The following is a 24,827-nucleotide window of genomic DNA, read 5'->3' as shown; positions in this document are numbered from 1 at the left end:
AGCCCGCCCTTTAATTTAATCGTTATGTGAAAAAATGAGGGTGACGCTGTATATGAAATGGATATACAGAATTATGTTAGCTTTTTCGACATCTCTTTTATTTGCTGGGCAATCTTTAGCCTCAAAGTATGAATTACAGATCAACAACGCTGCTCCTGCTACTGGAACTGTAAGGCTTTTTCTTGAGAGCCCTCTTCGTTCTGACACTCCCTTTATTACAAGGCAGCTTAATGGGTCAAATATAGAAAACCCAGTTTGCGCTACGTCAAATAAAGCCTTGCTTCGTCAGGATGGTGAGTGGCTGGCACCTGCTGGCTGTTCTGAAATCGCCTGGAGCATAAGGTTCAGTGCTGCAACCAACCCGGATCATGATGTCTCTATGCAGGATAATCTTTACTACCCAGGCCGGTGGTGGTTGTTCTCCGAGTGGGGGAATCTTTTGCGCCTTTCTTCGAATACCGCTGAATCTGAAATTTGCACCAAGGGTCATATCACAATATGCCGCCGTGTGCCATCGCTTAAAGAAGCGCCTCTATTGATGCTGATTGGCGTACCTGAAAATCGATTTATTTTTGGAAAAACATCGTTCAACTTTTTCACGGGTCATCTACCTTCAAACTTTAACGTGAAGAATCTTTATAGATCGTATGATCGACAAGTTTCATACCTGTATGAAATCATGGCCTCTATCAACACCTCACAACTGCCAGAAGTTATTGATGTATTAGTTCTAGGAATTGATTCCTCTTTGGGTGTGCTTGGTGGTGCCGCAGGAAGAGACACTTACTTGGCAAATATCTCTGTGACTGAGCAAGGCGTGAACTCATCAGAACGAGTCAGGCATCTATGGATCGCTGCTCACGAAATGGCACACCTGTTGGGATTGGAGACTAACGCACTTTGGGCTTCGGAAAGCCTAGCCCACTACTACGGATTCAAGTCTCTTGAAAAAAATAAAGACGCTTTTCAGCTATTCGATCAGATGACCGATGAAATTGATCAGATAGGGCTTCTAAAGGCTCATCGACTTGTAGCACAAGGCGAAGGACAGTACTACGCGCAATTCTATGCGAAAGGTGCTGCATTTTGGAGAGACGTGGATCAAGCACTCATCCAAGCAACGCAAGGGAAAAAGAGCTTGGACGATTACCTCTCGTTACTGGTAAACGGTCAGTTCGGCATTAATGGTGAGCTTCCCGCAGAGTTCTTAGAGGCCTTGGTCGAAATGATAGGTAAAGATAATGTTGATCGGCTGCATCAGGATTATCTTTGAATCATGCCACTCACATAACAAAGCCAAGCACAGCGACAGCTTTTCCGTTGTGGCTTCTCTGGTTGAACAAGGAACAACGCGGATAGGAATCGATTTGCCTTGGAAATCGGGCTCCAGAACCCAAATAAACCCAATTTATTTCAGATACTTATTATTTATACATGCGGAAACATAGGGATTCCGCTACGCCACAATGCGTGTTGGGATGGTGCGAGTTCACTGAATCTGAAAACGAAATACTTGATGCCGCCGTGAGAAGCTGGGCGATGACATGACTTAAACCGGGCTAAAAAATTATACACCATCCAACCCGGTGAAGGCACGAAGCTATATTAGTGAAAGTAGCTTTTCACGAACCTTATCAGCAGCAGTACCCGCTCTTAGTCCCTCTGCGACAATCTCGCCGCCACTGCGCTGGAAATCGATGTAACCAGCGAACCGCGGACGAACCCAGGCGGTTTCCATCGAGCCTAGTACGGCACTGAAAAAGTGATTGAAACGAGCATCGAGATCGCTCTGCAGCCATCCATCACGCGTTGCCGCTTGACCATGATGCTCACCAACTATGCGGGTCTGTACTTCATCCCCCAGGATGAATCGCATGAACTGAAGCGCCTCTGTCTTGGCCTTTGAATAACGTGACAGGCCAAGTGCCGTACCACCTATGGCCGAGCCTGCTTCATAGGGTGCACGAACACCGGCGAAGCTGGCGAAGCTGAGTGGTCGAGAGTGATCATGCTCTCCATGGGCCGCATAACCGTAGACAACGGGGGCATATACGATGTCGTCACGCTCCCCCATCGCCTGGTGGAGATCAATGCTGTTCCAATGTGCCGCCTCTGGCGCGGACAGTGCGAGCACATCGGCAACAGCGGTATAGGCCTGCGCAAAGCTTTCAGCGGGAATATCAAGAATGCTCTTTTCGTCAGCCAATACCGGTTGCCCGAGGTTAGCCATGTATGACCAGATGGAGAGAATTGCGTGTGGTGTATCGATGGCTGTTCCCAAATACAGCCCAGCCTTGCGTACTTCGGTTCCAAGCTGGAGAACATCGGCATGGCTCTTCGGTACGGCGCCAAATCTCGCCATCAGATCGGCTCGATACAGGGCATGCTGAGTAGCGCCATCGATGGGCGCTCCCCATAGATGCCCTGCGAAGCGGTAGCTGGCAAGGCTGTTACCGATGTAGCGACTGCCCTGTTCCTCGCCCAGCAAATCCGGGATCAGAAGCTCCAACGGCTCGAAGCAAGCGCTCTGACTGATTACCCCGCAAAAAGGATGATCGAAAATGATCAGGTCATACTGCCGGGCAATGGTATCGATGCCCTGGTGTTCGAAGTCGCTCAACGGGCGTGTCGAGTGCTTCACTGAAATGCTTGGGTTCGCATCCTGAAACCGCTCAATCGCGGCCTCGATTGGCCCGGTTGCACGGCGGTGCTGCCAATTGAGTACGGAGATCTCGGTCACGTCAGCAGCTCCTGCGATTCACAATGTGGATGTGATGGCAGACGAGCGCGAGACTATCATCCTGCTTGAGTACCTCGACCTTCTCGATAACCAGGCCGACTTCGGCACGCTTATGGTCTTTCTTCTCCTCGATCGTCGAACGGACACGGATCGTATCGCCGATATGCACCGGATTGACGAAGCGCAAGCGATCGTAGCCATACGACATGCTTTGCGGATTGATCACACTGGCCGCCATGCCTATTCCGACACTAAAGATCAGCGTGCCGTGAGCGATACGTTGCTTGAACGGCTGAGTCGCGCACCATTGCGCATCCATGTGGTGGGGGAAAAAATCCCCGGTTTGTCCAGCATGAAGAACGATGTCCGCTTCCGTGATGGTACGACCGGAAGTGAGGAACGTTTCGCCAATGTCATAGTTCTCAAAATAACGCTCGATGATCATATCGATACCTCAAAGGTTGAAGGTTGTCTGAATGACGGCATTGTCTTCGCCCACTTTTGGGGCCCCTTTGGACGAGCGCAGGACGCGACCGTCGAACCGTATCGGGCAGCGTGTAGTGCGGACGCGCTCGCCGCTGGCGGTGAATACGTTCTGAATCATGTCCAAAGCCTTGAATCCGTCGTGCGCGACCAGTGTTGGCCAGTCCATAACCTCTGCACACCAGATGTCCGCTGGCTCCAGAAGCGCGAGCCAATCCGCTGTCGAACGGGAGGACAGGCAGTCACGAATGATGGATTTGATGAGGTCGCGATGGCTGAACCAGGTGTCCGGATCGGCCGCATAGATTCCTAGCTCAGGACTCTCGAGCATCTCGGCCAGTTTCTGGATCGGCATCATCGCCAGTGCCAGAAACCCATCGCGAGTCGGATAGATGCCATAGGGCGCAGCAAGATAAGCGCTTGCACTGCATACCCCGCTTCTCACTGGCGCTCGCTCGTTATCGTTGAGAAAGGTGCTGAAGAACTCGAACTGCAGATCCAGGATCGACTCCATCAAGCTGACATCAACCCGCGAGCCCTTCCCGCTGACGCCGCGACGGACGAGAGCGGCCAGAATGCCCTGAACCAGATGGGCACCGGTCATCATGTCGGCCACGGCCACACCGGTTGCCACCGGTGGCTTGTCGGCATCTCCGCTCATCCAGGCAAGACCGGAAAGCGATTGCACGAGCAAATCCTGTCCAGGTTTGCCTTTCCATGGCCCCTCGTTGCCATAACCTGAAATCGATGCATAGACGATACGCGGATTAAATTCCTTTACATCGTCATAACCCAACCCAAGGCGCTCGATGATCCCAGGTCGAAAGTTTTGAATCATTACGTCAGCCGACTCGATCAGCTTGCGAACCTTAACCAGATCGTCCGGGTTCTTCAGGTCAGCAGCAAAGCTTTGCTTATTGCGGTTGATGGTATGAAACAGCGTGCTATCGCCATCTATTTTCAGGTTCGAAACGTACAGGCGACGACTCAAATCACCACCATCGGGGCGCTCGATCTTGATGACCGTGGCGCCGAGATCCGCGAGACGCAAAGCGGCGGAAGGCCCCGCCAGGAACTGGCTGAAATCAAGGACGAGAAGTCCTTCCAGCGGCAGGTGAGGCTCCTCATTCGAAAGGCGAGTTGATGTATCCATGCGATCCTCCAGAGGTTCAAGGCATGATTAGGGCAGGAAGGGTTAGCGATATCTGGGGGAAAAGCGTCACCAGCGCCAGGATCAGGAGCAACGTCGCGAGAAGTGGAATGGACTCCCGGAACGTCTCGATGACAGGGGTTCGGAGGGTACTGCTGGCGGTAAAGGTGAGAGTGCCAATAGGCGGTGTCACACCGCCGAGCGTAAGGTTGAGAACCATGATCACACCGAAGTGAACAAGGTCGATATCAAGTGAAGCGGCCACTGGTGCCAGTATCGGAGTCAGCAGGATCAGCGCAGCAGTTCCCTCAAGGAACATGCCGATCACCAGCAACATCAGGTTCACACACAACAGCAATAACAGTGGGTTGCTGGTTAACTGAATCAGAGCAGAAGCGATCTGCGTCGGAATCTGCTCCCAAACCATGTAATAACCGAACACAGCGGCGGCACAGATGATCAACATCACGATCGAGATGGTGGTAATCGAATCGCGGATGATGTCGGGCAATTGCCCGATGCGAAGCTCGCGGTAACAGACAACGCCCACGAAAACCGCATAGAAAACAGCAATGGCACCCGCTTCGGTTGGCGTGAAAATGCCGTAGCGCAGCCCCACGACGATAAACACGGGTATCGTCAACGCCCAGATTGCATCGACGAAGGCTTTCAAAAGCTCCTTGCCACTGACCATTCGCGTACGAACGGGCTTGAACCTTCTGCGGCGGGAGATGAAGTAGATGGAAATCATCAGGCCGACTGCGATCAGGAAACCTGGCGCGATACCGGCAATAAACAGACGCCCGACCGATACGTTGGCCATGAAGGCGTACACGATCAATCCGATACTTGGCGGAATCATCGCGACGATGATCGAGGAACAGGCCACCACCGCTGCGGCGAAGCCCCGCGGATAGCCATTCTTGATCATGGTCGGGCCGAGCATCTTGGACAGCATCGCGGCATCGGCATTGGCCGATGCGGTGAGCCCGCCCATCATGGTCGCCATGATCACACTGACTTGCGCCAGACCACCAATGAAGTGGCCCACGAAGGCATCAGCCAAACCTAGAAGACGCCGTGTGATACCCGCCGCATTCATTATCGCGCCGGCAAGAATAAAGAACGGCAAGGCAAGCAACGGGAACGACTCGGTGCTGGACACCATTTTCTGGGCAAAAATGCCCATAGGCAGCGCACCGTCAAGATAGAAGTACAGCAAGCTGGGTGCTATCAGTGCGATGGCAACAGGAACACTGAGTACCAGCAGGACGAGTACTAGCAAGAGTGGCCAGATAATCATGGGCGCACCTCCTCAGTGGAGAGTTTTTCCCATGTTGCCGCGACATGTCGGACGGCCATCAGAAAGAATCCGAGTGCCGCCGAGGCATAAACCACCGCTTGCGGAAGCCGCAGAATTGTCGTTGGTACGTCCATTGTCTCCAGAGTAAAACTGCTCGCCAGTACCGTTAGAGATATCAGGGTAATGAGCACCACCACGGCAGCGATCACCTGAACAGCGCGCGACAGCTTCACGGGAAGCAGTCGCAGGAGAGAGTCGATCATGATGTGGCCCGAGCGCCGAAATACGGCTGCGGAACCGAGAAAAACCAGCCAGGCGAAGGCGATGGTAGCCAGTTCGCCACTCCACGCGGCAGGTGCCGAAGTTATGTAGCGAGTGATCACACCCCACGCCACACCACTGACGACAATTACCAGTGCGATACCAGCAAGCATTTCTTCAAGTAGCAGATCCGAGAAGCGCAGCTGTTCGCCGCCGGACTCAACATTCTGTTGATCGGTCATAAGAATCACCAAAATTCAGGAAATAGGGTTAGTCGAACTACGCCAGCTCAGTCGCTGAGGATCTTGCGTATTTCGCTATAGGTACCCGGCGTCCAGCCCGGCATCGTCTCGTAGACCGATTGGGTCGTCTGGCGAAACGCTTGTATGTCGATGTCACGTATGACCGTGACCCCCTGCGCTTCCAGATCCTTCAATATTTTCTGGTCGTTTTCGAGCGTTCTGCGTGTCATCGCATCGCCAGCCTTTTCGGCCTCCTCGGTAAGAATGTTCCTGAGGTCAGGCTCCATTCCCTCGAAAACCTTTTCACTCATCACCAGGCCCAGGTAGGCATCGAAATGGCGGGTCAGCGACAAGGTTTTACGTTGCTCTTGTAAACGCGCACCAACCATCGACCCCAGAGGAGTTTCAACGGCGGCCACCACGTTCTGGGACAGAGCGCTGTAGACCTCTGTCCATGGCAATGGCACTCCTCGGGCCCGCAATGAGCCGAAGGTCGCAGCCCAGATCGGGTTTGGGGCTATGCGCATGGTGACGCCGGCAAGATCAGCCGGAGTCCGGAACGGCTTATCGCCCAGCATATGTCTGCTGCCGAAGAAGAAGTTGAATGCCAGTGGATGAAACCCGGCCACCGCTGCCCGCTTCTTCAGGTTCGCATACCAGGGACTGTCGAGAATGCGCTGAAAGTCCTGCGGCCGATCGAGCAGATAAGGGCCATTGAGCACGCCAAAGTCAGGAACGAAGTCCGACATGAATGCAGGGTCTGCTACCTGGATGATCGGGGCTCCCATGCGAACCTGCTCGAGAAGCCCACGATTGGCTCCCAACTGTTCAGACGGGAAAACGAGAATCCTGAGCCTTCCATCACTGCGCTCGCCGACCGCCTTGGCAAAGGCTTCCAGCTCAACATTGATAGGCTCGGTAGGGGCTAGAGCGTGGGCTACACGCAGCGTGAATGGCTTTGCCCAGCAAATGGGACTTAGCAGTGCAAGAAGGGTGGCCGCAATGGCCCCAACAAATAGCTTGTGCATTATTATTCTCCCGGATCTGGCTTGAGCATGGGCCTGCGCTACCAGTCTTATTTTCATATTTGTCGAGACGATTTTGTATATGATATTACTAGGGTGTCAAGGATAATTATGGAAATCGAACCCCAGCACCGAGCGCCTGCGCTCGAAAAAGGCCTCGACATACTCGAAGCACTGGCTGAACAGCGAGGCGGGCTCTTGCAGAAGGAGGTTGCCGACCGCGTAGGCCGCTCGGTCAGCGAAGTGTTTCGTGTGCTAGGCGCACTGGAACGGCGCGGCTACATAGCCCGTGATTCGGGCTCAGGCCTGTACACATTGACCCTGAAAATGTTCGAGCTTGCCCACATTCATCCGCCCACCCGGCGGCTGATTGAAATCGCCACCACAAAGATGGAAACGCTGGCGACTCAGATCAACTGCACCTGCCATCTGGTTATTCGCCATGGGAATCGCCTGATGGTGATCGCACAAACGCAACCAGATACGTTGGAAATGGGGTGGAGCGTACGGGTAGGCGGCGTTCTACCAATGTCTCCACGCTATGCATCAGCCAGAACGCTTGCTGCTTTTCAAAAGGATCATCAGCGAGAGGCGATGCTTTCCATGATGCTGGGCGATGCAAATCAGGCCGACCAGCGCGCACTCGAGAAAAAACTGGAGAACGTTCGTATCCAAGGCTATCTGATTTCCCCAAGCGAACTGGCGCCAGGAATCACCGACATCAGCTGCCCTATCCTCAATCATTTTGGTGACGCAATCGCTGCATTGACCGCACCTACCTTCGGGCCTCATGTGGAGGATGAGGCTCACATCGCCGAAGTAGTAGGAAAAGTAAGAGCGACCGCAGATGCCATATCGATCGCCATAGGTGGTCAGAGCTTGGCGCAGGTGTATGAATAGAAAGCTGGGTGGCGTTGTCCAGTAAACGCGCCCGCTTCTCGCAATTGCCTGCTTGAGTCCGAACCTGACTCCGCCTTAAGACGGTACTTCGCGTGTCTTCTGATAGCCAGAAAGCCATCACCGAGTCCTTCAACGGCAAGTTCCGGGAGGAATGCCTCAACGAGTACGGGTTCTGTTCGCTGGCCGAGTCCAGAATCCGCATCACAGCCTGGCACAGGAATTACAACGAACATCGACCACACAGTGACGTTGGCAGTAATCGCTGGCTATAACCATGCGCTATGCGCACCTTGCGCCGGCCCCTGCAGGGCGCTGTCAAACTCGGGCCGGTAAGCGATTATCAGCGCTTTATAGAGCTGACCACGCCCTAGGGCTTGTTGAGATACAGCTTTCCCTACCCCGCCTTCCTGTGGTGAAATTTTGGGTATGACTAGACTTGTACTCACCGACGCCCAATGGGCGAAGATGGAGCCACATTGCCTGGGCAAGCCAAGCGATCCAGGCCGTAGTGGTACGAATAATCGACTTCTTATCGAAGCGGTTCTGTGGATTGCTCGCACCGGCAGCCCATGGCGCGACCTCCCCGTTGAGTTCGGTAATTGGAATACCGTTTTCAAGCGATTTCGGGACTGGGTGAAGGCCGATATCTTTCAGCGTCTATTCGATGCCGTAAGTGATGAGCCCGACATGGAATATGCAATGGTCGACGCTACGATCATCAAGGTTCATCGCCACGGCCAAGGCGCAAAAGGGGGGCTCAAAGCCAGGCCATAGGCAAGTCCAGAGGGGGCATGACGAGTAAGATTCTAGCCCTGACAGATGCCTTGGGGAATCTGGTTCGCTTTGTCCTGCTGCCTGGCCAGCGCAACGATATTACGGGGGTTGCTCCCTTGATCAAGGGCGTTGAGTTCGATGGGCTGATTGCTGACAAAGCATTCGATGCAAACTGGCTGATTGCTGATTTGAACCAGCGAGGAGCCAAGGTTGTCATTTCCCAAATGCCGCAACGCAGAGAACCTCTGGATATTGATTTGGAGGTTTACAAGTGGAGGCACTTGATCGAAAACTTCTTTTGCAAACTCAAGGAGTTCAAGCGTATTGCAATGCGCTGTGACAAGACCGATGCAAGCTTTTGCGCCATGGTCAATCTTGCCGCTGCCATTATCAATTCACGATGAATCTCAACAGGCCCTAGGCCTCATGTGCTGGTGGCTTCTCGGTATCGACGTCTTGGCTTAACACGCATCCAAAACGTATATACGTCGTACACACGAACAAAGGTAAACCCGCATGGCCAAAGAAGCTGTTTTCAATCTGAAACTTGAACCTGAATTGCGCGAAGGGTTCATGGCTGCTGCACGAGCCGTTCACCTGCCAGCCTCACAGGTAATGCGTGACCTTATGCGCGATTACATTCGCCAGCAGCAGCAAGCCAAGGAACATGATGAATTCGTTCAGCGCAAGGTAGCTGTAGCGAGAGAGTCCGTCCAAGCCGGTCGTGGTCGTTCCAATGAGGACGTTGAAGCTGCCTTCGCCGCACGCCGTGCCAAGGCATTGGGTCACGAATGAAGGTTATCTGGGCGCCTGAAGCTGAGCGGGATCGTCTGGACATTTGGGACTATATCGCTGCCGATAACCCCGTCGCTGCCGTGCATATGGATGAGCTAATCAGCACTGCTGCATCCACTCTGGCTGATTTTCCCGACAAGGGGAAATTGAGAAAGGTCGCGGGCACCCGAGAACTTGCTCCCCACGAAAATGACCGCTTTGTCTATCAAACTGAAGATGACGCGGTATGGATTCTTGCCTTGGTACATGTAGCCAGAATGTGGCCCCTGCTCCAAGACTGATCCCACAGGCCTTGGCCTGCTTTTGACACTTTGCATGCCGCAGATAGCAAAAGCCCCCGAAACTCTAGGAATTTCAGGGGCTTAGGCTTGAGATATGGCGGGAAGATAGGGATTTGAACCCTAGGTACCATCGCTGATACAACGGATTTCGAATCCGTCCCGTTCGGCCACTCCGGCATCTTCCCAGGCGGCGCGCATGATATCAGCAGAAATCGGTTTGGCGAAGCCCATCGGGCGATTTTTTTCGGTTGGTTTCAATCGCTTGCCTCATTTGGCATGACGGTAAAGCGCGACAGGGGTCGGCGGTTACAGCCGGATGGGCATTGCCCGGCGGTGAGTAAGTGCAATGAGTTGCCGGTCGCGGCTCGGGATTTCCATTGACCTACAGTGGCGATCAGCCCTCGCGGCGCATGCCGATATGGGGAATGTCGTCTTCCAGGTACTCGTCAGTCACCGCGATGAAACCGTAGCGGCCGTAGTAGCCCTGCAGATGGGCCTGGGCGGACATATACACGGAAACGCCTGGCCAGCGCTGGGCGCAGGCTTGCAGAGCCTGCTCCAGCATGCCGTGGCCCAGCCCTGTACCGCGGGCGCTGGCCGCTGTCACTACACGGCCGACCACCACCTCGCCGTCATTGAGCGCCGGGTCGAGCAGGCGCAGGTAAGCCACCAGTTGCTCGCCCTGCCAGCCCAGCAAATGGCAGGTATCGCCTTGCAAGTCGAGGCCATCGACTTCCAGATACGGGCAGTTCTGCTCGACGACGAAGACCTGGGTACGCAGCTGCAGCGCAGCGTAGAGCTCGGCCTTGCTCAGCTCGGCATGGGGTTTGAGGTGCCAGATGACGGACATGATCGACTCGCTAGGTGAATACGGTGAAGGCCGCAGACTCTAGCGTTTTCAGGGCGAGCCGTCATGGCGCAGGCATGAAAAAGGGCCGGCGGGTTGCCCCGACGGCCCTTTGCACTGCGCTAGCCGTTATTGCGGCAGTGCGTAGGTGATGACGTAGTCACCGGTCGGGGTTTCCATGAAATGGTGCCCTGCCGCGACGATCATCAGGTACTGACGGCCATTGGCTTCATAGACCAGCGGGTTGGCCTGGCCACCGGCTGGCAGCGCGTCTTCCCAGACGGTTTTACCGGTCTTGATATCGATGGCACGAATCAGGTCATCGGTAGCTGCGGCAATGAAGATCAGGCCGCCAGCGGTGACCACCGAACCGCCGTTGTTCGGCGTACCGATGTCGATCGGCAAGCCGGAACGGATGTTCCAGGGGCCATTGCCACGCGCCGTGCCCAGCGGACGATCCCAGAGGGTCTCACCGCTCTTCAGGTCGATGGCACGGATGCCACCGTAAGGCGGTTGCTTGCACAGCAACCCAGTGTACTTCAGGCGCCAGCCGGCGTTGACGTTGATCGCGTAAGGCGTACCAGCCTGCGGATCACCCGCGCCTTCGGCGCCGCCGCGGTCAGCGACCAGCTCTTCACGGGGTTTCCAGCCCATGCGGTCGGCATCTGCGCGGGGTACCAGTTGCACGTGGTTGGGCATGTCGTTGTAGTTGGCGATGATCACTCCACGCTGGGTATCGATAGCCACACTGCCCCAGTCGGAGCCGCCGTTGTAGCTCGGGTATTCGATGCTCGGGCGATCGGGCGTCGGCGGTGTGTAGATGCCTTCGTAGCTGGCTTGCTGGAACTGGATGCGGCAGGCCAGTTGGTCGAAGGGCGTCATGCCCCACATGTCACGGTCGGTCAGATCCGGCTTGCGCAGGGTGTGGTAAGTCGAGAACGGCTGAGTCGGCGAACGCTGCTCCGGCTCGGCGCCGCCCTGAGGCACTGCACGCTCTTCGATATCGAACAGCGGTTCACCGGTACGGCGGTCGAACACATAGATATCGCCCTGTTTGCTCGGTAATACCACCGCCGGTACCAGGCCTTTGTCGGTGGGGAAATCCACCAGGCTCGGCTGCGAACCCAGGTCGTAATCCCAGACATCCTTGTGGGTGGTCTGGAACTTCCAGGCAGGCAGGCCGGTTTCCACGTTCAGCGCAACCAGAGCCACGCTCCACTCGTTGACTTCCGGCGTACGCGAGCTGCTCCAGTAGTCCGCCGCGGCGTTGGCCATCGGCAGGTAAACCATTCCCAGCTTGTCGTCGCCCGAGGCGATGGTCCACATGTTCGGCGAACCACGGGTGTAGGTTTCGCCCTCCGGCAGTGGCGCGCTCTGATCGGGACGCGCAGCATCCCAGGCCCACTTCAGCTCGCCAGTGACGGCGTCGAAGCCCTTGATCACACCGGACGGCGGATCGACGCGCTGGCCATCCAGCACCTGGTGGCCGGTTACGATGACGTTGCGCACGATCACTGGTGGCGAGTTGATCGACACATAACCCTCGGGCGTGACGCCCATGCCGGTCTTGATGTCCACCTGGCCGTTGTCGCCGAAGTCCGCACAAGGCTCGCCGGTCTTGGCGTCCACGGCGATGATGCGCCCGTCCAGGGTGCCGGAGATGACGCGAGCCTGGCAGGCTGTCGGCTGCGTGTCAGCGCTGGCCTGAGTGTCGCTCTGCTGCGGTACTTCGTAGTAGGACACGCCACGGCAGGCTGCGGTGTAGGGAATCGCTTCATCCGGCACTTTCGGGTCGAAACGCCACAGCTCCTTGCCGCTGCTCGCATCCAGGCCGATCAGGATGTTGCGCGAGGTGCACAGGTACACCGAGTTGCCGATCTTCAGCGGCGTGGTTTCCGCGCCCCAGCGGTGATCGAGCAGATCGCCGGTGCGGTATTGCCAGGCACGTTCGAGCTTGCCGACGTTGTCGGCGTTGATCTGATCCAGAGGCGAATAGCGGGTCGCGGCTGCGTTACGGCCGTAGGCCGCCCAGTCACCATCCTGTGGGGCATCCGAATGCTGCGCCGAGCCCACGTCGGTTTCCAGCGACTGGCCCTGCGCCTCAGGCACCTCGGCCAGGTTGACATAACCATAGGGCACGAACGCCAGGACACCGGCCGCCGCAAGGCCAAGGAACAGTACCCCCGCCAGCCCGCGGGAGGCGCCTCGGGAAAATCCGCCCAGACGTGGCAGCAACAGGGCGACGATGATCGCCAGGATCAGCACCACGTCCAGACGCGGAATCCAGCGCCAATAGTTGAGCCCGGACTCCCAGGCCGCCCATATCAGGGTGCCGACGAACACAGCGGCGAACCACCCGGCACCGGAGCGCCTACGTCGCGCCAGCAACACGCCGGCTATCAGCAGACCAACACCGGCAATCAGGTAATACCAGGAACCACCCAGTACGGCGAGCCAGCCGCCGCCAGCGGCCAGCAGCAGCCCCACCAGCCCGATCAGGCCCCCGAATAGCAACAGCAGTGGGTCGCGCCCGGCGCGCCGTTGGTGAATCTCCGTCATGACAAAAACTCCTTGGAAAAAACCTGTGCAAAGGCAGACGTCCTCCTAAGGGAGGACGCCAGATGTAAATGGATGTTTCAGTGTAGATGAAAGTTCAGACTGAAAAGCCATCCAGTTTGCAGGGCCAAGCCTTGAAATAGAGCGGTCGGCGTAACGAAGAGAGGTGGCGAGGGGGATGGAGGGGAGATCAGCTTTTGCGCAGTCCAGCGATGCCGCCCCTGGTGAAGAAGCGCACGATGCGCGGGCTGCGCGTCACGTTGAGCAGCATCACTGACAGCGAATCACGAGGCATCGGTGATGTATACGTAACCGGCCATCCAGTCGTGGAAACTGCACCCCAGCAGCGCCAGTCCAGGCTTGCCGAACACCAGCGTCGCGCTGGGCGTGCCCTTATTCGCTGCCGCGCAGCCGCTTCGGCGTGAGCCCGAGGTAACGGCGCATTGCGGTAGTCAAGGCGCTCTGGCTGGAGAAGCCGCACTCCTCGGCGATACGGATCAGCGGCAGGCTACTTTCACGCAGCAATCGCGTGGCACGGTCGAGGCGTGCCTTGAGCAGGTACTGATGCGGCGTGAGGCCAACGCTGTCCTTGAACTGAGCATGGAAGTGGCTGGGGCTCAGGCAGGCGACATGGGCCAGTTCAGCCACGCTGATACGCCGCGCCAAATTGTCGGCGATGTAGCCATCCAGACGCTGCACATCCATCGATCCATGGCTGCGCCCTGCCGATTCGCCGAACAGGCGCAGATGCAAGGCACGCAACAGCACGCCGCCAAGCGAACGGGCCAGCAAGGGGTCACTGCCATAACGTTCCAGCTCGGCACCGGCATAGCAGAGCAGGTGCTGGAAATCGGCATCCAGCTGCGGGTAACGCGGCGTATCGAACAGGTGGCCGAGCAGTTGCAGATCCTCGGCGGACATGTCCTGCTCGTTGAGATCGACGATCAGCATGCGGTTGTCGCCAATGCCCGCGAACTGGTGGTCGGCATCCCCCGGCACCAGGCAGGCGCGCATTCGGCACACTTCGCCACCACGCCCGACCACCTCGAACTCGGCACGCCCCGACACCGACATCACCAGTTGATGGTGGTCGTGGGTGTGTTCGTGGGCCTGATCGTCCAGGCGCATGAGGCGGGCATTGAGCATGATTCGCAACTCGATGGATGAAGCGCGCACTCTACCGCGTTGCATGAAAAAACTGTATGGGCCACGACGGGTGGAATGTCGGCCATTGCGCGAAACACCCTGCAAGCATTGCGCAAGCCCCACAAGCGTGCAGATCACGGTCAGGCAAGCGAATAAATATTGAAAAAAACCAGCGGCGCCCCATCTAACACTCAACGTGAAAAGACAGGTGCCGCATGAACGAGACGCAAGATATCGAGATCGCTTCGGAGCAGACCGGCCACAGCCTGATGCTGCCCGGCCAGAGCCTGCCGGACAAACTCTATGTGATTCCGATCCACAATCGGCCGTTCTTCCCGGCGCAGGTGCTGCCAGTGATCGTCAATGAAGAGCACTGGGCGGAAACCCTGGAACTGGTCAGCAAGACCGAGCACCGCACCCTGGCCCTGTTCTATGTCGATCAGCCAGTCACCGACCCGCGCCATTTCGACACCTCCAGCCTGCCAGAACACGGCACCGTGGTACGCGTGCATCACATCAGTGGAGACGACGGCAAACTGCAGTTCGTCGCCCAGGGCCTGACCCGCGTGCGCATCCGCGGCTGGCTCAAGCACCATCGCCCGCCCTACCTGGCCGAGGTCGACTACCCGCGCAATGCCAATGATTCGCGTGATGAGGTCAAGGCTTACGGCATGGCGCTGATCAACGTGATCAAGGAGTTGCTGCCACTCAACCCGCTGTACAACGAAGAACTGAAGAATTACCTCAATCGCTTCAGCCCCAACGATCCGTCGCCACTCACCGACTTCGCCGCAGCCCTGACCACGGCTCAATCCACGCTGCTGCAGGAAGTGCTCGACACCGTGCCGATCCTCAAGCGCATGGAAAAAGTGCTGCCCATGCTCCGCAAGGAAGTGGAAGTGGCACGCCTGCAACATGAGTTGTCCGCCGAAGTGAACCGCTCCGTGGGCGAACACCAGCGCGAGTTCTTCCTCAAGGAACAGCTGAAGATCATCCAGCAGGAACTGGGCATCACCAAGGATGACCGCAGCGCCGACTCGGAACAGTTCAGCCAGCGCCTGGAAGGCAAGACCTTGCCCGACCAGGCGCGCAAGCGCATCGACGAGGAGATGAACAAGCTCTCCGTGCTGGAAACCGGCTCTCCCGAATACGCGGTAACGCGCAATTACCTGGACTGGGCCACCAGCGTGCCCTGGGGCGTGTTCGGCAAGGACAAGCTCGACCTCAAGCATGCCCGCAAGGTGCTCGACGACCACCATGCCGGAATGGACGACATCAAGGAACGCATCACCGAATTCCTCGCCGTCGGCGCATTCAAGGGCGAGATCGCCGGCTCCATCGTCCTGCTGGTCGGCCCACCCGGCGTCGGCAAGACCAGTATCGGCAAATCCATCGCCGAATCCCTGGGCCGCCCCTTCTATCGCTTCTCCGTCGGTGGCATGCGCGACGAAGCCGAGATCAAGGGCCACCGCCGCACCTATATAGGTGCGCTGCCAGGCAAACTGGTGCAGGCGCTCAAGGATGTCGAGGTGATGAACCCGGTGATCATGCTCGACGAGATAGACAAGATGGGCAGCAGCTTCCAGGGCGACCCGGCCTCGGCACTGCTGGAAACCCTCGACCCGGAGCAGAATGTCGAATTCCTCGACCATTACCTGGATCTGCGCCTGGATCTGTCCAAGGTGCTGTTCGTGTGCACCGCCAACACCCTGGATTCGATCCCCGGCCCGCTGCTCGACCGCATGGAAGTGATTCGCCTGTCCGGCTATATCACCGAGGAAAAACTGGCCATCGCCAAACGCCATCTGTGGCCCAAGCAACTCGACAAGGCCGGCGTGTCAGGCAAGCAGTTGTCGATCAGCGACAGCGCCCTGCGCGCATTGATCGAAGGCTACGCCCGTGAAGCTGGCGTGCGGCAGCTGGAGAAACAGCTCGGCAAGCTGGTACGCAAGGCCGTCGTGAAGCTGCTCGAGGATCCGCAGAGCAAGGTCAAGATTGCCGCCAAGGATCTGGAGCAGTACCTGGGCATGCCGGTGTTCCGCAGCGAGCAGGTGCTGTCGGGGGTCGGTGTGATCACCGGCCTGGCCTGGACCAGCATGGGCGGTGCCACGCTGCCGATCGAGGCGACGCGAATTCACACCCTCAACCGCGGCTTCAAACTCACCGGCCAGCTCGGCGAAGTGATGAAGGAGTCGGCGGAGATCGCCTACAGCTACATCAGCTCGAACCTGAAAACCTACAAGGGCGATCCGACCTTCTTCGATCAGTCCGCCATCCACATGCACGTGCCCGAAGGCGCCACGCCCAAGGACGGCCCCAGCGCGGGTGTCACCATCGCCAGTGCCCTGCTCTCCCTGGCTCGCAACCAGGCGCCGAAAAAGGGTGTTGCCATGACCGGCGAGCTGACCCTCACCGGCCAGGTGCTGGCCATCGGCGGCGTGCGCGAGAAAGTCATCGCCGCACGCCGGCAGAAGATTTACGAACTGATCCTGCCCGAAGCCAACCGCGGCTCCTACCAGGAACTGCCGGACTACCTCAAGGAAGGCATTACCGTGCATTTCGCCAAACGCTACAGCGATGTCGCCAAGGTGTTGTTCGACTGACCACTGCAACCACTTCGAAACCCGGATTACGCCTGCGGCTAATCCAGGCTACGAATGGGTATGGTACCGATGGTATGGTTTGGCCGGTAGCCTGGATTAGCCGCGTAGCGGCGTAATCCGGGTCTGGCGACTCCACCAGCCCCTCTTTGCCTACTGCCCCCGGAAAATCAGATAGATCGAAATGCGATTGCCGCTGTCAGACGCAGACCCGGCATGCCGCAAGGCTGCGCAGCGAAGCTGTCTGCGCAGGCTGATCCGTGCCCGGAAGATGTCGCTATAAGGAGAACGGGGATGACCCGAACCGACAAGGAACATTTCATCGGGCTCGAATGGCTGCGTTTCATACTCGGCCTGTACATCGTGGTCTTCCATACCCTGCACAACTACGCGGAACAGAAGCTGCCGATCATCAAGCAGCTCAGCGGCGTCGGCTTCTTCGCCACCAGCACCTTCTTCGTGCTGTCCGGCTTCCTGCTCGCTCACGTCTACTGCAAGCGCGGCGAACTGCGCGAGCCGGCGGTGAGTTTCTGGAGCCGGCGTTTCGCCAACCTCTACCCGCTGCACATCTTTTCGCTGCTGCTGACCATCACGGTCATCTTCATCATCAGCAACCTGGGCATCCCGCCGGACGAGACCAAAGCCACCATCCGTTTCGTGGTGTACGACACCAACGAAGACATGACCGGGATCTCGCGCACCACCCTCGAACACTTCATGGGTAACGGCGAACTGGCGCTCAATACCGTGCTGCAGTTGTTCATGCTGCAGGCCTGGAACCCGCTCTACCTGACCTTCAATCCGCCGCTATGGTCGATTTCCACGCTGTTCTTCTTCTATCTGACGTTTCCTTTCGTCGCTCCACGCCTGGCTCGCCTCAAGCACAAGGTGCTGTGGCTCGGCGTACTCACACTGATCTACATGATTCCGCCGGCCCTGGTGATCCTCAATGGCGATTACGGCATGCCCTTCACCGGCATGCTGCATCGCAACCCACTGATACGCCTGCCTGAATTTCTTGCCGGCATCCTCGCCTACGGCCTGTTCCGCGACATGCAGGACGCCGGCCGCACACCGGGCGCCGCCGGTATCGGGCTGATGATCCTTACCGTGCTGACCTGCTTCCTTGGCGCCGCCTGGTTGGTCGAGGGCGAACAATACTGGTACTACCTGCTGCACAACGGCCTGCTGCTGCCGTCGCAAATGATGCTGATCTACCTGTGCGCGCTCGCCCCTTCGCCGACGAGCGAACCGGTACGACGCTGGTCACGGCGCCTGGGAGCGGCCTCGCTACCATTGTTCGTACTGCATGTACCCGCCTTCACGCTGTTCTCGCGTTCGGAGAAGATGCTCGGCGTGATCTCCAGCGAGTGCCTGGCCAACTGGACGCAGTGCGCGATCCAGGCCGGCGAACAGACCTTGTCGATCGCCTTCTACCCGCTGTTCCTGCTGCTCACCGTGATCCTCTGCGTCTGGGCCCAGGAGAACGCCGTGGTGCCAACGCGCAAACAGCTGCTCAAATGGCTGCCTGTGAGGCCTAGCACAGCCTGAGCGAAACGGGGGAAAATCACAGGAATCATCTGTAACGATAACGGTCGGAATGAGATGTTCGGCCGACCGTGCCGCTGTTTCTTACTGTTTTCTGGAGGGATCCGTGATCCTCAAAACCGTCAAGGCATCTGTCCGCCACAGCATGCTTCCAGCCGCACTGTGCCTGGCCTGCACCACTTCGCTGTTCAGTGCCCATGTGCTGGCTTTCTCGCTCGATGATGTGGCCTCGGAGGCCAAGGAATTGCTGGACAAGCCTTATGTCGCTCCAGCAGCCAACCTGCCTGCCGAACTGCGCAACCTGCAATTCGCCGATTACCAGAAGATCAAATCTCTCGAAGACAAGTACGAATGGGCCGACAGCAAGACCCCATTCAAGCTGAGCTTCTATCACCAGGGCATGCACTTCGACAGCCCGGTGAAGATCAACGAAGTGACCTCCACCAGCGTCAAGGAAATCAAGTACGACCCTGCGCGTTTCGATTTCGGCGACCTGAAGTTCGATCAGGAAGCCACCAAGGATATGGGCTACGCGGGCTTTCGCGTGATGTACCCGATCAACGCCAAGGATCAGTCCGACGAGATCATGAGCCTGCTCGGCGCCAGCTATTTCCGGGTAATCGGCAAGGATCAGGTCTACGGCCTGTCGGCTCGCGGCCTGGCCATCGACACCGCGCTGCCCAGCGGCGAGGAATTCCCCTATTTTCGCGAGTTCTGGATCGAGCGTCCCAAGCCCGAAGACAAGCATTTGGTGATCTTCGCACTGCTCGACTCGCCGCGCGCCACCGGCGCCTATCGTTTCATCCTGCGTCCCGGCAAGGACGCGGTGGTCGACGTACAGTCGCGAGTGTTCCTGCGTGACAACGTCAACAAACTGGGCATCGCCCCGCTCACCAGCATGTTCCTGTACGGCTCCAGCCAACGTTCGAGCAAACCCAACTACCGCCCTGCCCTGCACGATTCCAACGGCCTGGCGATCCATACCGGTAGCGACGAGCACATCTGGCGCCCGCTGAACAACCCGCAGAACCTCGCGGTGAGCACCTTCGAAGTGGAGAACCCGAAAGGTTTCGGCCTGCTCCAGCGTGGTCGCGACTTCGCTCAGTTCGAAGATCTGGAAGACCATTACGAGCAACGCCCAAGTGCCTGGATCGAACCCAGGGGCGAATGGGGCAAGGGCAAGGTCGAGCTGGTGGAGATCCCTACCCCGGATGAGACCAACGACAACATCGTCGCCTTCTGGACACCTGACGAGCAGCCCAAGCCAGGTGAACCGATGGAGTTCGATTACCGTATGCACTGGACCAAGGACGAACGTGCCCAACTCGGCAAGGACACTGCCTGGGTCAAGCAGACCATGCGCAGTGCCGGCGAAGTCAGACAACCCAACCTGACCCGCAAGCTCGATGGCAGCACCGCCCTGCTGGTGGACTTCGAAGGCCCGGCACTGGCCAAGCTCAAGCCCGATGCAGCGGTGACGTCCAACTTCAGCGTCAATGACAACGCCGAGCTGCTGGACAACAGCCTGCAGTACAACCCGGCGACCAAGGGCTGGCGTCTGACGCTACGCTTCCAGGTCAAGGATCCCAAGCAAGCGGTGGAAATGCGCGCGGCTCTGGTCGAGGGGGACAAGACCCTCAGCGAAACCTGGAGCTATCAACTCCCGCCCAATACGGTTACCGGCCAATGAAAACCAACGAGCCGTCCGCCCTGAGCGAGTACCTGGACAGCCTGCCTCTGAGTGCCAGCGAACGTGAAGAATTGGCCGACTGCCGCGACTTCACCGAACTGCACAGCCGCCTTGGTGGCGTGCAGGCGGCGAGTGCCGAAGAGGCCGTTCACAAGTCGGCTGCCCGGCGTATCGAGCTGGGCGCCGGAGAAGCACTGGAAGCAACCGGCCTGCTGTCGATGGACGCATCCGGACGGCCCATCCTGCGGGCCGCTCCGCCTCTCAAACGCACCAAGATGACTCCCGAGCCATGGCGAACCAACCTGCTGGCCCGCGGTTTGCGTGCTTTATTTGGCAAGGCCAATCCCCCACGACCACCCAAACGCAAACTGGAGCCAGCACGCTGGCGCCGGGTCGGCTCGCTGCGTCGCTATGTATTGCTGCTGCTGATGCTGGGGCAAACCGCAGTCGCTACCTGGTACATGAACAGCATCCTGCCCTACCAGGGCTGGACACTGATCAACCTGCAGGAAGTCATGGAGCAAGGCTGGCAGGACAGCCTGCTGCAGGTTCTGCCCTATGTGGTGCAAGGCAGCATTCTGGCGCTGTTCTCGCTACTGTTCTGCTGGGTGTCAGCGGGTTTCTGGACGGCTCTGATGGGCTTCTGGGAGTTGCTGCGCGGCTATGACCGCTACGGTATTTCCGGCAGCAGCGCCGGTGACGAACCGATCGACGCCAAGGCTCGCACCGCGATCATCATGCCGATCTGCAACGAGGACGTGCCTCGGGTCTTCGCAGGCCTGCGCGCCACCTACGAATCCGTGGCCGCCTCCGGCGAGCTCGATCAGTTCGACTTCTTCGTCCTCAGCGATACCGGCGATGCCGACATCGCCGTGGCCGAACAGCGCGCGTGGCTGGAGCTATGCCAGGAGACCAAGGGTTTCGGCAATATCTTCTACCGCCGCCGCCGTCGCCGGGTGAAACGCAAGAGCGGCAACATCGACGACTTCTGCCGTCGCTGGGGTGGCGATTACCGCTACATGGTGGTGCTCGACGCCGACAGCGTGATGAGCGGCGAATGCCTGACCAAGCTGGTGCGGCTGATGGAAGCCAACCCACAAGCCGGCATCATCCAGACGTCACCAAAAGCCGCAGGCATGAACACCCTGTATGCGCGCCTGCAGCAGTTCGCCACCCGAGCCTATGGCCCGCTGTTCACCGCCGGCCTGCATTACTGGCAGCTGGGCGAATCCCATTACTGGGGCCACAACGCGATCATCCGCATGCAGCCGTTCATCGAGCACTGCGCCCTGGCTCCGCTGCCAGGCAAAGGTTCGTTCGCCGGCGCCATCATGTCCCACGATTTCGTCGAAGCATCGCTGATGCGTCGTGCCGGCTGGGGTGTATGGATCGCCTACGACCTGCCGGGCAGCTATGAAGAGCTGCCGCCCAACCTGATCGACGAGTTGCAGCGCGACCGTCGCTGGTGCCACGGCAACCTGATGAACTTCCGCCTGTTTCTGGTCAAGGGCATGCACCCGGTACACCGCGCCGTATTCCTGACCGGAGTGATGTCCTACCTGTCGGCACCGCTGTGGTTCATGTTCCTGCTGCTGTCCACTGCCCTGCTGGCCATTCATACGTTGATGGAACCGCAGTACTTCCTGGTGCCCGGTCAGCTGTTCCCGGTATGGCCGAGGTGGAACCCGGAAAAAGCCATCGCGCTGTTTTCTACCACCCTGACCCTGCTGTTCCTGCCCAAGCTACTCGCCGTGATCCTCATCTGGATCAAGGACGCCAAAGCCTATGGCGGTGCCTTCAAGGCGACCCTGAGCATGCTGCTGGAGATGCTCTTCTCCGTGCTGCTGGCTCCGGTACGCATGCTGTTCCACACCCTGTTCGTAAGTGCCGCGTTCCTGGGTTGGTCCGCCACCTGGAATTCGCCGCAGCGTGACAACGGCGTCACCACCTGGGGCGACGCCGTGCGCCGCCATGGCTGGCAGACATTGCTGGGTGTGGTCTGGACGGCAGGCGTGGCCTGGCTCGATCCGAACTTCCTGTGGTGGCTGTCACCGATCGTGGTATCGCTGATGCTGTCGATTCCGGTGTCGGTGTTCTCCAGCCGACTCAGCCTGGGTCTGCGCAGCAAGAAGCGCAGCCTGTTCCTGATCCCCGAGGAATCCAACCCGCCTCAGGAACTGCTGTCCACCTATGCCTATACCCGGCATAACCGCGAACACGCCATGGAGAATGGTTTCCTCGAAGCCGTGCTGCGCCCCTTCCCCAACGCACTGGCGTGCGCCATGGCCACGGCCCGTCACGGTGAAGCACCGTTGATCGAGCAGGCGCGGCAGCGGGCCCTGCGCGAAGCCCTGGAAATGGGCCCGAAAAAGCTCGACGGCAAGAGCAAGCTGGCACTGCTCAGTGATCCGGTACTGCTTGCCCGCCTGCACGCGCAGCTTTGGCAAAAGGCCGAGCAGCACCCGCTGTGGCGCCACGCTTACAACCAGAGCCCCCCGCCGCAGGCGGATCAGGGCAATCTGGCGTTCAAGCTGCCTGAGGTCGGCGTCACCTCACCCCTGGTCAACTGACCGCAGGCGCCCGCCACGCGGTCATCCAGCCCAGGCTGGTACGAGTATCGTCTCCTTCGGGACGGTACTCGGCACCTAGCCAGCCCCGATAACCACTGTCACTCAGCGCCTGCCACAAGGCAGCGAAATCGATATCGCCACTCCCCGGCGCACCGCGCCCCGGACAGTCGGCGAATTGCACATGACCGATGCGCCCGGCCAACGCGTTGACAGCCGCGACTGGATCGATCCCCTGCCGCGCCATGTGATAGATATCCAGCTGAACCTGGAAATTGTCATGCCCGACCTGCGCCAGCAGCGTCTGTAGGTGCTCCGGCGTGTTGACCAGAAAGCCCGGCATGTCGATGGGATTGATCGCCTCGCTCACCACCCCGATCCCTAGTGTCTGAAACGCCTCGGCCGCCTTGTGGATGTTGTCCCTCAAGACAGCCAGAGCCTGCTCCGACCCAACGCCTTCTGGCAGCCGCCCGGGCAGAACGTTGATCAACTGCGGACGCACCATGGCGGCATAGGTCAGTGCATCCTGCAATGCCTGGTCGAATTCACGCTGGCGCGCGGGAACCGCCGCCAGCCCAGGCCCGCCGGTAAGGAAATCGCCACCCGGGAAATTCATCAGCACCAGCGGCATACCCGCCCGCGCCAATTCGTCTTTCAGGCGAAGCGCCGGCACTTCGTAGGGAAACTGGATTTCCACACCGTCAAAGCCCGCCACAGCGGCGGCAACGATACGCTCGAGCAATGGCCGCTCGTTGAACAGCATCGTCAGGTTGGCGGATATCTTCATGCATGACCTCAGACTGGCGCCGACCAATGGAGCAGCCGGACGCTCGAAGTGGTTGAACGTACTCACCACCCAACGGCGGTGTCTGCGCCATTGTTCGTGGCGCATAGCTTTGCCCATGGGCCGCGCTGCGGCAGGTCGGAACCCACAGCCGCAGCCTATTGACTGCTTTCAGAGCTGTTTTTAATGCCACAGGGCTGACACGCTGCAGACCGTGACAGGTGCTTACAGACCATCCTTCTCCAGATGATCGAGGTCGACCGGATCGCCACTGTGGGCCCCCAGGCGCTGACGGATATCCTCGAACATCTGATCGAACTCTTCATGCTCGTGACTGATCAGCACCACGCTGGTCGGCAGACCATGCTTGTGGGCCAATCGGCTTACCACGCTGGCGAAATTGAACGCGGTATCACGGTGCAGTTCGAACGACTCGTCGAACGCCGCACCTGCGATTTCGCCCTTGAGGGTCATGTGCAACATCGCCCCTTCGGCCGCATCCTGACGCACGTCGTAATGCAGGTCGATGGCATAGATGGGGATATCCCCGGTCGCCACGCTGTTGCCGCGAAATAAATGGCCGGGCTCGAACATATGCAGGCTCCTGCGCTGAAGGGGTTACCGGAACGTCGATTACGTTCCAGGCTCCTGAGCATAGACACCAGGGTTCAGCGATGATGCCAGCCAGTCGACGCACAAAAATAGCGCAATTTACGCACCAAAAAGGAACCACGACTATTATCTGCAACCTCTGGAAATGCCCATTCCAGAGCGGCTAAAACGGGTGTTCGAAACCAGCGCTACTTTTCGGCGCGCTCCTGCACCAGAACCCAGGGGGCGACCACCACGGCCCAGAGCGACGGATCACGCGCCAGCAGATCCTCGGCGTGAGCATCGCTCAATACCGCGACCCGCCCCGAATCCAGCCAGGCGGCAACCGTTTCTCGATGGTTTTCGGCAACCGCCTCGGCGACCGCGATCAGATCTTCGTCACTGTCGACCCAGAGCAGCGAGCCCCGGGCGAAAAACGGTTGCAGCTCTTGCCAGCGGATGGGGGCGGTTTCGCCGAGCAATTTGGCATAGAGGGTGCTTGGTTGTTCGTTCATGGCAGGTTCCATCGTGAAGGGCCGTTTTT

Annotated in this window: 21 protein-coding genes, 1 tRNA gene and 2 pseudogenes; 10 read left to right on the top strand and 14 right to left on the bottom strand. The window is 58.4% G+C overall.

Annotated features, from left to right (window positions below; all coding sequences use genetic code 11):
- Positions 1-52: 52 nt before the first annotated feature.
- A complete protein-coding gene (locus DNK10_RS05580; RefSeq protein ID WP_131190868.1) occupies positions 53-1,273 on the top strand; it encodes a hypothetical protein in 1,221 nt (406 codons plus the stop codon).
- 327 nt (positions 1,274-1,600) lie between these two features.
- Here DNK10_RS05580 and DNK10_RS05575 read toward each other — a convergent pair whose 3' ends face one another.
- Genes DNK10_RS05575 through DNK10_RS05550 form a run of 6 tightly spaced genes read right to left on the bottom strand, consistent with a single transcriptional unit; the run spans position 1,601 to position 7,207 of the window.
- Positions 1,601-2,740: an extracellular solute-binding protein gene (locus tag DNK10_RS05575; protein WP_165495950.1), complete on the bottom strand. Its 1,140-nt coding sequence runs from the start codon at positions 2,738-2,740 to the stop codon at positions 1,601-1,603.
- 1 nt (position 2,741) lies between these two features.
- On the bottom strand, positions 2,742-3,185 hold the full coding sequence (locus DNK10_RS05570; protein ID WP_131178612.1) for a MaoC/PaaZ C-terminal domain-containing protein: 444 nt from the start codon (positions 3,183-3,185) through the stop codon (positions 2,742-2,744).
- Positions 3,186-3,194: 9 nt separating this feature from the next.
- Positions 3,195-4,376, bottom strand: coding sequence for a CaiB/BaiF CoA transferase family protein (locus DNK10_RS05565; protein ID WP_131190866.1), 1,182 nt, complete (start codon positions 4,374-4,376; stop codon positions 3,195-3,197).
- A 16-nt stretch (positions 4,377-4,392) separates the two neighbouring features.
- Positions 4,393-5,676: a TRAP transporter large permease gene (locus DNK10_RS05560; RefSeq protein WP_131190865.1), complete on the bottom strand. Its 1,284-nt coding sequence runs from the start codon at positions 5,674-5,676 to the stop codon at positions 4,393-4,395.
- The gene (locus tag DNK10_RS05555) at positions 5,673-6,179 is read right to left on the bottom strand and encodes a TRAP transporter small permease (protein WP_131190864.1); all 507 of its coding nucleotides are present in this window, start codon (positions 6,177-6,179) and stop codon (positions 5,673-5,675) included. The genes DNK10_RS05560 and DNK10_RS05555 overlap by 4 nt, the downstream gene beginning before the upstream one ends.
- Positions 6,180-6,226: 47 nt before the next feature.
- Entirely contained in the window at positions 6,227-7,207 is a 981-nt protein-coding gene (locus DNK10_RS05550; RefSeq protein ID WP_165495949.1) for a C4-dicarboxylate TRAP transporter substrate-binding protein, read from the bottom strand.
- Positions 7,208-7,315: 108 nt separating this feature from the next.
- Between DNK10_RS05550 and DNK10_RS05545 the strand changes: the two genes are divergently transcribed.
- From DNK10_RS05545 to DNK10_RS05525, 5 genes and pseudogenes are all read left to right on the top strand, one after another.
- Positions 7,316-8,104 (top strand): IclR family transcriptional regulator, encoded by a 789-nt coding sequence (locus tag DNK10_RS05545; protein ID WP_165493591.1) that lies wholly within the window; start codon positions 7,316-7,318, stop codon positions 8,102-8,104.
- A gap of 113 nt (positions 8,105-8,217) precedes the next feature.
- Positions 8,218-8,349: pseudogene (locus tag DNK10_RS05540) on the top strand (integrase core domain-containing protein); the annotation flags it as partial.
- A 181-nt stretch (positions 8,350-8,530) separates the two neighbouring features.
- A protein-coding gene (locus DNK10_RS05535) for an IS5 family transposase (protein WP_131190860.1) occupies positions 8,531-9,282 on the top strand; the annotation gives its coding sequence in 2 pieces (ribosomal slippage) (positions 8,531-8,861 and positions 8,861-9,282; 753 coding nt in all).
- A 112-nt stretch (positions 9,283-9,394) separates the two neighbouring features.
- Positions 9,395-9,673 (top strand): antitoxin of toxin-antitoxin stability system, encoded by a 279-nt coding sequence (locus tag DNK10_RS05530; RefSeq protein WP_131190859.1) that lies wholly within the window; start codon positions 9,395-9,397, stop codon positions 9,671-9,673.
- Positions 9,670-9,954, top strand: coding sequence for a type II toxin-antitoxin system RelE/ParE family toxin (locus tag DNK10_RS05525; protein WP_131190858.1), 285 nt, complete (start codon positions 9,670-9,672; stop codon positions 9,952-9,954). The genes DNK10_RS05530 and DNK10_RS05525 overlap by 4 nt, the downstream gene beginning before the upstream one ends.
- 95 nt (positions 9,955-10,049) lie before the next feature.
- Here the strand turns inward: DNK10_RS05525 and DNK10_RS05520 are convergent.
- The 5 genes and pseudogenes from DNK10_RS05520 to DNK10_RS05505 all read right to left on the bottom strand — a co-directional run bounded on the left by DNK10_RS05520 (position 10,050) and on the right by DNK10_RS05505 (position 14,503).
- Positions 10,050-10,139 (bottom strand) — tRNA-Ser (locus DNK10_RS05520).
- Between the two features lie 209 nt (positions 10,140-10,348).
- Positions 10,349-10,804 carry a GNAT family N-acetyltransferase gene (locus DNK10_RS05515; protein ID WP_131190857.1) on the bottom strand — a complete coding sequence of 152 codons (456 nt, stop codon included), beginning with the start codon at positions 10,802-10,804 and terminating at the stop codon, positions 10,349-10,351.
- 126 nt (positions 10,805-10,930) lie between these two features.
- On the bottom strand, positions 10,931-13,360 hold the full coding sequence (locus tag DNK10_RS05510) for a membrane-bound PQQ-dependent dehydrogenase, glucose/quinate/shikimate family (RefSeq protein WP_131190856.1): 2,430 nt from the start codon (positions 13,358-13,360) through the stop codon (positions 10,931-10,933).
- Positions 13,361-13,650: 290 nt separating this feature from the next.
- A pseudogene (locus tag DNK10_RS26390) lies at positions 13,651-13,752 on the bottom strand (cupredoxin domain-containing protein); the annotation flags it as partial.
- Complete coding sequence (locus DNK10_RS05505; protein WP_131178663.1) at positions 13,751-14,503, bottom strand: AraC family transcriptional regulator; 753 nt, start codon at positions 14,501-14,503, stop codon at positions 13,751-13,753. The gene DNK10_RS05505 and the pseudogene DNK10_RS26390, both read right to left, overlap by 2 nt.
- A 215-nt stretch (positions 14,504-14,718) precedes the next feature.
- Here DNK10_RS05505 and lon point away from each other — a divergent pair, with 215 nt between their 5' ends.
- The 4 genes from lon (at position 14,719) to mdoH (ending at position 22,911) form a co-directional block, all read left to right on the top strand.
- On the top strand, positions 14,719-17,106 hold the full coding sequence (lon, locus tag DNK10_RS05500) for an endopeptidase La (RefSeq protein WP_131190855.1): 2,388 nt from the start codon (positions 14,719-14,721) through the stop codon (positions 17,104-17,106).
- Positions 17,107-17,397: 291 nt separating this feature from the next.
- A complete protein-coding gene (locus tag DNK10_RS05495; RefSeq protein ID WP_131190854.1) occupies positions 17,398-18,654 on the top strand; it encodes an acyltransferase family protein in 1,257 nt (418 codons plus the stop codon).
- Positions 18,655-18,796: 142 nt separating this feature from the next.
- Complete coding sequence (locus DNK10_RS05490; protein WP_131191169.1) at positions 18,797-20,341, top strand: glucan biosynthesis protein G; 1,545 nt, start codon at positions 18,797-18,799, stop codon at positions 20,339-20,341.
- Complete coding sequence (gene mdoH, locus DNK10_RS05485; RefSeq protein ID WP_131190853.1) at positions 20,338-22,911, top strand: glucans biosynthesis glucosyltransferase MdoH; 2,574 nt, start codon at positions 20,338-20,340, stop codon at positions 22,909-22,911. Before DNK10_RS05490 ends, mdoH begins: the two co-directional genes overlap by 4 nt.
- Here the strand turns inward: mdoH and DNK10_RS05480 are convergent.
- From DNK10_RS05480 to DNK10_RS05470, 3 genes are all read right to left on the bottom strand, one after another.
- Complete coding sequence (locus tag DNK10_RS05480) at positions 22,904-23,695, bottom strand: hydroxypyruvate isomerase family protein (protein ID WP_131190852.1); 792 nt, start codon at positions 23,693-23,695, stop codon at positions 22,904-22,906. The genes mdoH and DNK10_RS05480 overlap by 8 nt on opposite strands.
- Positions 23,696-23,917: 222 nt before the next feature.
- On the bottom strand, positions 23,918-24,286 hold the full coding sequence (locus DNK10_RS05475; protein WP_131178626.1) for a DUF5064 family protein: 369 nt from the start codon (positions 24,284-24,286) through the stop codon (positions 23,918-23,920).
- Positions 24,287-24,492: 206 nt separating this feature from the next.
- Entirely contained in the window at positions 24,493-24,798 is a 306-nt protein-coding gene (locus DNK10_RS05470) for a DUF2288 domain-containing protein (RefSeq protein WP_131178627.1), read from the bottom strand.
- Positions 24,799-24,827: the final 29 nt, after the last annotated feature.

The sequence above is a fragment of the Phytopseudomonas daroniae genome (genome assembly GCF_004327275.1).
Classification (GTDB): Bacteria; Pseudomonadota; Gammaproteobacteria; order Pseudomonadales; family Pseudomonadaceae; genus Aquipseudomonas; species Aquipseudomonas daroniae.
The sequence above is the reverse complement of the archived record's forward strand: the minus strand, read 5'-3'. Positions and strand labels throughout refer to the sequence as shown.